This is a genomic window from Amycolatopsis thailandensis (assembly GCF_042723255.1).
GTDB lineage: Bacteria > Actinomycetota > Actinomycetes > Mycobacteriales > Pseudonocardiaceae > Amycolatopsis > Amycolatopsis thailandensis.
Map to the genome: position 1 here is coordinate 61668 of NZ_JBHXJK010000037.1, position 10532 is coordinate 72199.

10 protein-coding genes are annotated in these 10532 nt (G+C 67.8%); 3 read left to right on the plus strand and 7 right to left on the minus strand.

Translation table 11 applies throughout. From position 1 onward, the window contains the following. Positions 1 to 24: 24 nt before the first annotated feature. Positions 25 to 813, plus strand: coding sequence for an SMP-30/gluconolactonase/LRE family protein (locus ACFWMR_RS17270; RefSeq protein ID WP_378379042.1), 789 nt, complete (start codon positions 25 to 27; stop codon positions 811 to 813). On the opposite strand, the gene ACFWMR_RS17275 is transcribed toward ACFWMR_RS17270, so the two are convergent. The 3 genes from ACFWMR_RS17275 to ACFWMR_RS17285 all read right to left on the minus strand — a co-directional run bounded on the left by ACFWMR_RS17275 (position 810) and on the right by ACFWMR_RS17285 (position 4604). Further along, positions 810 to 1538, minus strand: coding sequence for a hypothetical protein (locus ACFWMR_RS17275; RefSeq protein ID WP_093932835.1), 729 nt, complete (start codon positions 1536 to 1538; stop codon positions 810 to 812). The genes ACFWMR_RS17270 and ACFWMR_RS17275 overlap by 4 nt on opposite strands. Positions 1539 to 1608: 70 nt before the next feature. Further along, positions 1609 to 2442, minus strand: a complete 834-nt coding sequence (locus tag ACFWMR_RS17280) for an Ig-like domain-containing protein (protein ID WP_378379043.1) — start codon at positions 2440 to 2442, stop codon at positions 1609 to 1611. A gap of 596 nt (positions 2443 to 3038) precedes the next feature. Continuing rightward, the gene (locus ACFWMR_RS17285) at positions 3039 to 4604 is read right to left on the minus strand and encodes a S8 family peptidase (RefSeq protein WP_378379044.1); all 1566 of its coding nucleotides are present in this window, start codon (positions 4602 to 4604) and stop codon (positions 3039 to 3041) included. A 392-nt stretch (positions 4605 to 4996) separates the two neighbouring features. Here ACFWMR_RS17285 and ACFWMR_RS17290 point away from each other — a divergent pair, with 392 nt between their 5' ends. After that, positions 4997 to 5512, plus strand: a complete 516-nt coding sequence (locus ACFWMR_RS17290; protein WP_378379045.1) for a GNAT family N-acetyltransferase — start codon at positions 4997 to 4999, stop codon at positions 5510 to 5512. A gap of 74 nt (positions 5513 to 5586) precedes the next feature. On the opposite strand, the gene ACFWMR_RS17295 is transcribed toward ACFWMR_RS17290, so the two are convergent. The 4 genes from ACFWMR_RS17295 to ACFWMR_RS17310 are packed head-to-tail and all read right to left on the minus strand — an operon-like array spanning position 5587 to position 8940. Next, positions 5587 to 6486, minus strand: coding sequence for an ABC transporter substrate-binding protein (locus tag ACFWMR_RS17295; protein ID WP_093932832.1), 900 nt, complete (start codon positions 6484 to 6486; stop codon positions 5587 to 5589). Beyond that, positions 6483 to 7172 (minus strand): ABC transporter permease, encoded by a 690-nt coding sequence (locus ACFWMR_RS17300; protein ID WP_093932831.1) that lies wholly within the window; start codon positions 7170 to 7172, stop codon positions 6483 to 6485. The genes ACFWMR_RS17295 and ACFWMR_RS17300 overlap by 4 nt, the downstream gene beginning before the upstream one ends. Then, the gene (locus ACFWMR_RS17305; RefSeq protein WP_378379046.1) at positions 7169 to 7852 is read right to left on the minus strand and encodes an ABC transporter permease; all 684 of its coding nucleotides are present in this window, start codon (positions 7850 to 7852) and stop codon (positions 7169 to 7171) included. Before ACFWMR_RS17305 ends, ACFWMR_RS17300 begins: the two co-directional genes overlap by 4 nt. Further along, the gene (locus ACFWMR_RS17310) at positions 7852 to 8940 is read right to left on the minus strand and encodes an ABC transporter ATP-binding protein (protein WP_191255258.1); all 1089 of its coding nucleotides are present in this window, start codon (positions 8938 to 8940) and stop codon (positions 7852 to 7854) included. Before ACFWMR_RS17310 ends, ACFWMR_RS17305 begins: the two co-directional genes overlap by 1 nt. 91 nt (positions 8941 to 9031) lie before the next feature. Between ACFWMR_RS17310 and ACFWMR_RS17315 the strand changes: the two genes are divergently transcribed. Then, complete coding sequence (locus tag ACFWMR_RS17315; protein ID WP_378278176.1) at positions 9032 to 10435, plus strand: bis-aminopropyl spermidine synthase family protein; 1404 nt, start codon at positions 9032 to 9034, stop codon at positions 10433 to 10435. Positions 10436 to 10532 lie beyond the last annotated feature (97 nt).

A 10532-nucleotide genomic window follows, 5' to 3' on the forward strand; every position in this document is an offset into this window, starting at 1 on the left:
GGGCAAACGACCGAAGGAGACACCATGAAGACCCTGCTCGACGGCCTCAAGCTCCCCGAATCCGCCCGCTGGCACGACGGCAGGCTCTGGCTGGCGAACTGGGGCGGCGGCGAGATCCTCGCCGTCACCCCCGGTGGCGAGAGTGAAGTCATCGCGACCGTGCCGAACGCGATGCCACTCACGTTCGACTGGCTTCCCGACGGCCGCCTGATCATCGTCGACGGCCCGAACGCCAATCTGCTCAACGCCGACCTGAGCGTCTACGCGGACATCGCCCCCGTCGCCGCCTTCTGCAACGAGGTGGTGACAGACGGCCGCGGGAACGCCTTCGTCAACGGCTCGCACGACCTCCAGGCACCCGGCGTCCTCGCCGTCGTCACCCCCGATGGCGAGGTCCGCGAAGTCGCCGACGGCATCCTCTTCGGCAACGGCATGGCCGTCACCCCGGACGACAAGACGCTGATCGTCGCCGAGTCGTACGGAAACCGCCTCACCGCGTTCGACATCGGCGAGGACGGTTCGCTGTCCGGCAGGCGCGTGTGGGCGGACCTCGGCGGCGATCACCCCGACGGCATCTCCCTCGATGCCGAGGGCGCCGTCTGGTACGCGGACGTGGCGGCCAAGCACTGCGTACGCGTCCGCGAAGGAGGCGAAGTGCTGAAGAAGGTCGAGGCCGACCGAGGCTGCTTCTCCTGCACGATCGGTGGCGAGGACGGGCGTGAGCTCTACGTCCTCGCCGCCGAATGGCACAGCTGGGAGAACCCGTTCGGCGACGGGCCGACCGGACAGGTCCAGGTCGAGAAGCTCGCCTAGCCGATCGCCTCGGAGGTCGCCTTGGCGACCTTCAGGGCGTTCTCCTTGCACAGCTTCTGGTCGATGGGTTTGGTGGGCTCGGCACCGCTCACGATGATCTGCGCTTCGACGTTGCCCTGGTAGAGCTTGATCGAGCACTGCCCTTCGGACCGGATGTTGTTGTAGCCAGCCTTTGTCGCCTTCGCGAGCGTAGGGATCACTTCGCCGCCGTCACTCATGGCGTTGTCGTAGCCCGCCTTCGCCCAGTCCTCACCGGAGCCCGTGCCCGGTTCCTTCGACTTCGCCAGGTACATGGTCACCAACGCCGAGGGAGCGCCGTACTCACGCCAGGAACACGACGAGGACGTGTAGACGATGTCGTTGTTCGAGGTGCTCGCCGGTTCCTCGCCCTTCGGCGTTTCGAGCGGCGGCAGGTTCCGCACCCCGCTGCCGATCTTCTCGCATCCCGGCATCGACGTGTACTTGTCCGGCGGCCCGGTCTTCTTGGACGAGGTCGGCGCCGCGGACGAAGACGAACCGGAACCATCGGAGAGCAGCAGGAAGGCCGCGACGCCACCGCCGCCGAGCACCACCACCGCGCCGAGGACGAGCCCGATGATGAGCCCGGTGTTCGACTTCTTGGGCGGCGGACCGTAGCCGGGCGGCGGATACCCCGGATATCCCGGATATCCCTGCGGTGGGTACGGCTGCTGAGGTCCCTGCTGATAGGGCGGTCCGGGCTGCATACGCAGAGAGTAGAGCCCCACCAAGGTCCTTAGTGGACGAACACCGCAAATGGGCGCGCGTCACAGCCGCCTAGTTGCGGATCTCGACCCGTACCGGAGCCGACCATGCGGCCCCGGTCGCACCGGTGGCCAAGGCCGACACCGTATGCCCGCCGTTGGAGATCTTGGTCGTGTCCCAGTCCACGGTCCAGTTCGGCCCGGACAGGGCGGTGCCGACGAGCGTCTGCTGGGCGACGTAGAACGCCACCGTGCCGGCATTCGTGGCCGTGGCGGTCACGCCGGTCGTACCGCTGACCGTGGCCCCCGCCGCCGGGCTGGTGATCGCCGCCGTGATCCCGTTCGGGCAGGCGTTCACCCAGGTGCACATGTTGAGCACGATGATGGCCACCGTGGCACCCGCTCCGGCCAGCAGGGTCTGCAGGAGGATCACGGCTCCCGCCTCCGTGAGGGCGACACCGATGGACGCCATCAACCCCACGAGAGCCACGACGGGACTGGCCCCCACCACGATGAACGCGGTGCCCAGCGTGACCAGCATGGCGACCGCGACGGCGACGACCCAGCAGGTGATCTTGCATCCCCAGCACCCGCTGGCCCCTTCCGGTCCCGCCCCCAGCGCATCCCTGTCGGCGAGCGGGGTCAGCGTGTTGTAGATGGTGGGGTACTGCGCCGCTGTCGGCATCGTGGAGAAGAACACGTAGGAGCTGTTGTCCGCGTTCTCCACCGTGACGGTCCAGGTACCCGGCATGGGGGTGCGGATCATGCAGCTTTGCAGCATCGTCGGGTCGTTGTCGTTGCACACGACGAACCGGGCGTCGGTCTGACTGGGCCCCACCCGATTGCCACCGGGATCCTTCAAGGTGACATTGACCCCGGCGGGATAGCTTCCGCTGTCCGTCGTCACGCTGCCCATGAGAAAAGGCACGTCATGGTCGACGATGATCGTCAACGTTTGAGTGGAGTCCTCACTCAAAGTGCCGCGCAAAGCCGCCAGCGGATGAGTCGACCCGGATCCCGCCGAGCCACCATCCTGGGCGGGAACCACATATCCCGCACAATAACAATTCGGACCGTCGACTTGGTTCTCGACTAGCACGGCCACCTTGCCACCCCTTTTCGCGATACCACCGAAACACTGGACATGTCCGCGCCACCGACACGCCGATCGTAGGCACACCAAGGAAACTACGGGTGCCGTGATCAGGTTCGGCCACGGAATACGGATACGTCTTTCGTCGTTCACAGTGCGATGGCCGAATAGACGACCCTTTACCGCGAGGCGTACGCACCGACTCCAAGAAGCATCCACCCGGCGGCCTGACCTGCCCAGACCTGTTCGGCGATGTCAGCCTTTCGAGGATGCGTCGTCACCCATCCGCAGCCGACCTCGTAAATTGGCGAACTTTTGACAAAAAAGCAGGTCCGCCATCCATTATGGACATACGTGAAGGCCCCCTTCCCAGCAGGAGGAAGGGGGCCTTCACGTACTCCAGGGGTGGATCAGACGGTCAGCGACCAGCTGTTGAGCGAGCCGGTGTCGACCCGGTACACGTCCTGCACCTTGAGCTTCCAGGCGCCGTTCGCGGCCTCGGCCGCGGCGTTGACGGTGTAGGTGGTGTTGATGTTGTCGGACGAGTCGTTGCTCGAACCCTTCAGGCGGTACGAGGTGCCGTCCGGCGCGACCAGGTCGATGACCAGGTCACCGACGTAGGTGTGCGTGATGTTCACGGCGACCTTGGTGGTACCCGAAGCGTTGCGGGCGCAGTTCGCGACGGTGATCGTGCTCGTCACGGCGGCACCGGCGTCGGGGATGGCGACGACGCCGCTGTTGGTCTGCGTGCCGCAGGGCGTCGGCTCGGGGCCGGGGCCACCGCCGGAACCGGTGTTGAGCAGCACGTTCGGCGAACCGGTGCCCGGGCTGGTCACCTTGCCCTTGACGCCGGCGTTGACCAGCGCGTCACGGACCTGGGCCGGGGTGGCCGACGGGTTGGCGGAGACGTAGAGAGCCGCCGCGCCGACGACGTGCGGGGTCGCCATCGAGGTGCCGCTGATGGTGTTGGTGCCGTTGTTCAGCCACGTCGAGGTGATGCCGCTGCCCGGCGCGAAGATGTCGAGGCAGGTGCCGATGTTGGAGAAGTCGGACTTGGCGTCGGTGTTGGTGGTCGAGCCGACGGTGATCGCCTCGGGCGTGCGGGCCGGGGAGGTGTTGCACGCGTTCTGGCCGTAGTCGTTACCGGCCGCGACACCGTAGGTGACGCCCGACGCGATCGACCGCTGGACGGCCTGGTCGAGGGTCGCCGAAGCGCCGCCACCGAGGCTCATGTTCGCGACGGCGGGCTTGACGGCGTTCGCGGTCACCCAGTCGATACCGGCGATGACACCGGCGGTCGTCCCGGAACCGGAGCAGTTCAGCACGCGGACGGCGACGAGCTTGACGCCCTTGGCCAGACCGTGGGCGGTACCGCCGATGGTGCCGGCGACGTGGGTGCCGTGGCCGTTGCAGTCCGTGGCGTCGTTGTCGTTGTCGACGGTGTCCCGGCCGTGGGTCGCGCGCCCGCCGAAGTCGGGGTGCGTGGTGAGGATGCCGGTGTCGACGACGTACGCGGTGACGTTCGACGCCGTGGTGCTGTAGCTGTACTTCTGGTCCAGCGGGAGGCTCTGCTGGTCGACCCGGTCCTGACCCCACGACGGCGGGTTCAGCTGATCCGTCGAGGCCGAGACGGTCTGGTTCTGCTCCACGTAGGCGACGGCCGGGTCGGCGGCGACGCGCTTCGCCTGCTTTTCGGTCAGCACGCCGGAAAAGCCGCGGACCGACGAGGCGAAGGTCTTTTCGACCTTGCCGCCGTGGCGGTTCGTGACGCTCTTCGCGGTGGCCTCGACCGACGAGCCGTCCTTCAGCACGACGATGTAGCTGTCCTTGATCGCCTTCGCGCTACCCGCGTTGACGATCGAACCCTCCGCCGCCGACGCGACGGTGGCACCGCCGAGCGCGGTCAGCACGGCGACGGCCGCCGTGACACCGAACACCGGCAGTCGTCTCTTCAAGGATCCCAGGGAATTGTTCAAGATATTCCTCCCAGGCAGGGTCGACCCACGGGCATGAATTGCCCGCCGGATCGTTGGGGTGAATCAGAGGTGAAGCGCGTTCACTTGCTGAACGCAGGCTGAGACTAAGTCCCGTTTTCACCCCAAGGAAGACCTTGCATTACGGACATCCGGGTAGTAATGGGCGTCACATCGACGCAGCTCGGGCACCGTTCAGCCCCCGCCTTTAGTCGCGTTTTGCGCCCGTACGGCCCACGAAGAATTGGGAATCCGCACATCTGGTGGTCGTTTCCCGGACCACCGATCGTTTCAGTGGCGTGAAAGTACACACGGATGGCCGCCTACTAAAGTCGCGACCGCCCGGCACGGAAAACGATTTCCATCATACCTTCGGATGGAGCACACTCGGGCGCATGCTGCTCCGACAGGAAACCCCGGCCGACCGCGAGGCGATCCACGCCGTACATCTGGCCGCGTTCGCGAAACACAGTGTCCCGGTGGTCGAGGCGAAACTCGTCGACGAACTCCGGGAGGACGGCGACCTGATCGGCACACTGTCCATCGTGGCCGAACGCGACGGGAAGGTGGTCGGCCACGTCTGCTGCAGCCCGTCCCGGCTCGGCGCCGACGAGAAGTCGACGGTCGGCCTCGGCCCGCTCGGCGTCTTGCCCGAGTATCACGCCTCCGGCATCGGCTCCGCGCTCGTGCACGCCGTGCTCGGCGCGGCCGACGCGCTCGGCTACGGCGCGGTGATCCTGCTGGGCGACCCGAAGTACTACTCCCGCTTCGGCTTCGTGCTCGCCGGACGGCACGGGATCACGCCGCCGGTCGCGGAATGGGCGCCGCATTTCCAGGTCCGCACCCTGAACGCGTATCGCCCCGAACTCCGGGGCGAGTTCCGCTACTCCCCCGCCTTCGACCGCCTCTGACCTTCCGCATTTCGTCCTCTGGATGCGGTACTTGCGCGTGCAACCACCGCATCCAGAGGACTGAACGCGTGGGGTCAAGCCGGTGCGAGGAGGTTGTTCTTCCGCAGGAACTCCTCGGCGACATCGAGCGGGTTCCGCTTCTCCTCGCTGAACTGGACGTTCAATTCGGTCAGCTGATCGGTCGTGAGCGCCGCCGAGACCCGGTTCAGCGCGTCGGCCTCCTTCGGCGACAGCGTCCCCTTCGCGACGAGGGGGACGATGTTCTGCGCGGGGAACATGTTCTTGTCGTCCACCAGCGGCACGAACCCGTTCGCGGCGATCGAGGACGACGTGCTGAACAGGTCGGCGACCTGGACGTCGCCGGACTTCAGCGCGGCGACCGTGACCGGACCGCCGGTGTCGGTCGTGCGGATCTCGGCGAACTCGCAGCCGTACAAGGTCTTGATCTTGTCCTTCCAGCGGCTGCTCCACTGACCCGGACCGCCGAACACGAACTCCTTGCACCGCTTGCCGAGATCGGAGAAGGTCCGGATCCCGGAATCGGCGAGTTCCTTGCGCACCACCAGAAGATCCTTGTCCTCCGCGGGCGCCTGTTCGAGCACCTCGAATCCGGAGGGCAACTTCTGCTTCAGCTGCGCGTAGACGTCCTGCGGTGTGGTGGCCTGGGTGTCCTTGTCGAAGTAGCGCAACAGGTTGCCGCTGTAGTCCGGCACCACCGAAAGCGATTTGTCCTGCAAGGCCTTGACGACGACCTCGCGGCTGCCGACCGGCGGGCGCACGGTCACGTTCTCCGCGCCCGCGTTGCGCAGCGCGCCCGCGTAGATCTGGGCCAGCAGCAGGCTTTCCCCGACGTCGGACGCGCCGATGATGATGTCGCCGGTCGCGCCGCCTTCGGCACCGCCGGCGAGCGGGTTGCCACAGGCCGTCGCCAGCAAAGCGATCCCGGCGAGCAGCGCCGTCACCGTCCGCTTCATACCTTCGCCTTCTTCCCGCTCGCGACCTGCGCCAGCCGAACCCCCTTGGGCACCAGCAGCCGCTGGACGCCCGCCAGTGCCAGATCCAGCACGACGGCGAGCAACGTCGTCAGGAGCGCGCCCGCGACCACCTGGGGATAGTCCAAAATGGCCAGTCCGTCGAGCAGGAACCGGCCGAGTCCGCCGAGCCCGACGTACGCGGCCACGGCCGCCGTCGCCACCAGTTGCAGCACCGAGTTCCGCACCCCGCCGAGCACCAGCGGCAGCGAAATGGGCACCTCGACCTTCCACAATCGTTGCCAGCCGGTCATTCCGATGCCCTGCGCCGCGTCGACGACGCCGTGATCGGTCGCCTGCAGACCCGCGTACGTCCCGGCGAGGATCGGCGGGATGGCGAGCACCACGAGACCGATGATCGTCGAGATCTCGCTTTCGGTGAAGAGCAGGAACAGGAAGGTCACCAGGCCGAGCGTCGGCAGCGCGCGGATCGCGTTGCCCCCGCTCACCAGCAGCACCGCGCCGCGGCCGGTGTGCCCGACGTAGAGCCCGAGCGGGATCGCGATGATCAGCGCGAAGAGCAGCGCCAGCGCGGTGTAGCCGAGATGCTGGAGCAGCCGGGCCGGGATGCCGTCCGTGCCCTGCCAGTGCGCCGGGTCGCCGAACCAGTTCAGGACGTCGCCGATCATTTCGCCCCCGCCGTGGTCGCCACCCGGTCCCAGGGTGTGAGGAGATTGCGGAGCTGGACCAGCACCAGGTCGACGACCAGCGCGAGCAGCAGGGTCGCGACGATCCCGACGACGATCGGCGAGAAGTACTCGCGCTGGAAGCCGTCGGTGAACAGCACGCCGAGCCCGCCGGTGCCGATCAGCGCGCCGACGCTGACCAGGCTGATGTTGCTGACCGAGGCCACCCGGACGCCCGCCGCGAGCACCGGCACCGAAAGCGGCAGCTCCACGCTGAGGAAGCGGCGGGCGGGTTTGTAGCCGACCGCCGTGGCCGCGGCGACGACGTGCGGCGGGACGGCGTCGAGCGCGTCCAGCACCGGGCGCACCAGCAGGGCGGCCGTGTAGACGGTGAGCGCGACGATGACGTTGACACTGTCGAGGATCTTCGAGCCGATGATGCCCGGGATCACCACGAACAAGGCGAGCGACGGGATCGTGTACAGCAGGTTCGACACCACCAGCAGCACGGACCGCGCCGGGCCGAACCGGTGGCCGAGCCAGCCGGCCAGCACCGCGATCACCAGGCCCAGCACCAGTGGGACCAGCGACAGATAGATGTGGTCGAGCAGGTCGCCGAAGAACTGCGAGCGGTTGTTGGCGCTGCCCAGGTAGCGGCCGAGCTCCGCGAAGAAGTCCCCCATCAGGAGCTCAACGACGGCGCTTCGATCACCTCGAGGACTTGCTGGGCTCTGACCACCCCGAGGACCTTCTGGTCGGCGTCGACCACCACGCCGAGGCTCGCGGGCGAAGACAGCGCCGCGTCGAGCGCGCCGCGGATCGGGGATCCCTGGACGTACAGCGAGCCGCCCGCGACGAGATCGGTCTCGGCGAGCTCTCCGTCCACAGTGGACCCTGGCCGGAGCCAGCCGCGCGGCTGACCTTCGGCGTTGACCGCGACCAGCCATTCGTCGGACGGCCCGGGAACGGGCTTTCCGACCTCGACCCGCTTGACCTCTTCGACGACGATCCCTTCCGCGGAAAGGAAGGAGAGGCCGCGGTAGCCGCGGTCCTTGCCCACGAACGACGCGACGAAGTCGTCGACGGGATGGCGCAGCACCTCCGACGGCGTGCCGTACTGCGCGAGCACACCGCCGACGCGGAGCACGGCGATCTTGTCGCCGAGCCGCACGGCTTCGTCGATGTCGTGGGTGACGAACACGATCGTCTTCCCCAGCTGCGACTGCAACCGCAGCAGTTCGTCCTGCAATTCCTCGCGGACGATCGGGTCGACGGCGGAGAACGGCTCGTCCATCAGCAGCACCGGCGAATCCGCCGCGAGCGCCCTGGCGACGCCGACGCGCTGCTGCTGTCCGCCGGAAAGCTGGGCGGGGTACCGCTTGCCGAGTTCCGCGGGCAGGCCGACGGTTTCGAGCAGTTCGGCCGCGCGCTTGCGCGCCTTGCCCTTGTCCCAGCCGGACAGCAGCGGAACGGTGGCGACGTTGTCCAGGACTGTCCTGTGTGGAAAGAGGCCGGCGTGCTGGATGACGTAGCCGATGCCACGGCGCAGCAGCGCCGGGTCGCCGTCGCTGACGTCCTTGCCGTCGAGCAGCACGGCGCCCGACGTCGGCTCGACCATGCGGTTGATCATCCGCAGCGACGTGGTCTTGCCGCAGCCGGACGGCCCGACGAAGACGGTGATGGTGCCGTCCTCCACGGTGAGGTTCAGGTCGTCGACCGCGACCGTCCCGTCCGGATACCGCTTGGTCACGCCACGGAACTCGATAGTCACGTGTCTCTCCCCATGTCTGGTCGAAAAACCGTAGCCCACATCGGCCCTGTTGGCACGGTGTCCCAGGGATCGAGTCACTAGGCTGCGGGCTGTGAGTTCCTCCGTCGATGACGTCCTCGCGGCGCACGGTGTCCACGTGCGACCGCTCCATCAGGTGATTTCCCTGCTCCGGACGGATTGGCGTGACCTCGGCGAGCTGGTCCGGATCAGCACCGCGCCGCGCCGGAGTGTCGAAGACGTCCTGAACGCCCTCGGCGACGACCTCGAGCGTAACGAGTCCCGCTTGCGGCTGGCCCCCGCCGCCCGGGAGAAGTACGCGCGCTTCGGGCCACGGGACCGGAAAACCGACCCCGACCTGCTGAAGACCATCACCAGCTACGTCGAGAACGTGCCCGCGCCGCTGGCCGCGCTCGACCACGTGCAGGCGACGCCGCGGACCGTGCTCGACCGGGCGCTGTGGCTGGACGAGCGCTACGACCTCGACACGGCGAAGCTGCTGTTCCTCGGCGACCACGACCTCACATCGCTGGCCGTGCGCGCGTTGCGGCCCGACGCGGACCTCACCGTCGTCGATCTCGACGATCGCGTGCTGGCCTACATCGACGAACTCAGCGAGCGGTCCATCCGCACCCTGCACACGGACCTGCGGGTCGGGCTGCCACCCACCGTGGCCGGGCGGATGGACCTCGTGTTCAGTGATCCGCCTTACACCCCCGAAGGGATGGGCCTGTTCGCCGCACGCGGGGTCCAGGCGCTCGCCGAACCCTCGGACGGGCGACTGCTGCTCGCTTACGGCTACAGCCCCCGGCATCCCGCTTTGGGCGCACAGGTGCAGCGGGCGCTCGCGACGCTCGGGCTGACCTTCGAAGCGATCCTGCCGGACTTCAACCGGTACTTCGGCGCGCAGGCGATCGGGAGCGCGGCGGACCTCTACGTCTGCCAGCCGACCGCGAAGTCGAAGAAGAACCGCGGCGGCAAAGGGAAGGCCGCGATCTACACGCACGGACCGCAGTCGGTGGAGTCCACCGGCGGGGCCAAACCCTCTCTGCTGGACAAGCTGCACGAGATCGCCACCGAGGGCGGGCTGGCGCTGGAGTCGCGGCCGGTCGACTGGTCCGTTTCCGGACCGGAAGGCGACGCGGTCGCGATGGACCTTTCGGCGGACCCCGGCCCGTGGCTGCTGCGGACCCTGCTCGGCACCAACGCGCGGCGGCTGGCGCTGCTGGTGCCGAATTCGCACCCCGACCTGACGAACGCCGAGGCGCAGGGCGCGCTCAACCGGCTGGTCGGGGCGAAGTACAAGCTGCGGCTGCTGCGGAGCACCCCGGACAACCGGCACGCCGTCGTCGTCGCGGACGCCGTCGAGCACCAGGAAGAACTGCTGACGCGGGCGCACGCACGGCTGGCGAACGTCTCGCTGGACGTCCCTTCGGACCTGACGGACGCACGGTTGATCGACCTGCCTCGGCACCGCCTCGCGGAACTGCTCGGCTGAGGTGCGTGTTCGCGCGCTGCTTCGCAGGTGTGGGGGGGGGGCCGGTAGGGGCGGGGACAGGGGCGAACAAGGGGTGTGGGGGGACAAACACGCGGCG

What these genes read in the sequence shown, in the direction of transcription:
- ACFWMR_RS17270 (WP_378379042.1), top strand. Translation starts at nt 25, where the DNA reads ATGAAGACCCTGCTCGACGGCCTCAAGCTCCCCGAATCCGCCCGCTGG.
- ACFWMR_RS17275 (WP_093932835.1), bottom strand. Translation starts at nt 1,538, where the DNA reads ATGCAGCCCGGACCGCCCTATCAGCAGGGACCTCAGCAGCCGTACCCA.
- ACFWMR_RS17290 (WP_378379045.1), top strand. Translation starts at nt 4,997, where the DNA reads ATGCTGCTCCGACAGGAAACCCCGGCCGACCGCGAGGCGATCCACGCC.
- ACFWMR_RS17295 (WP_093932832.1), bottom strand. Translation starts at nt 6,486, where the DNA reads ATGAAGCGGACGGTGACGGCGCTGCTCGCCGGGATCGCTTTGCTGGCG.
- ACFWMR_RS17300 (WP_093932831.1), bottom strand. Translation starts at nt 7,172, where the DNA reads ATGATCGGCGACGTCCTGAACTGGTTCGGCGACCCGGCGCACTGGCAG.
- ACFWMR_RS17305 (WP_378379046.1), bottom strand. Translation starts at nt 7,852, where the DNA reads ATGGGGGACTTCTTCGCGGAGCTCGGCCGCTACCTGGGCAGCGCCAAC.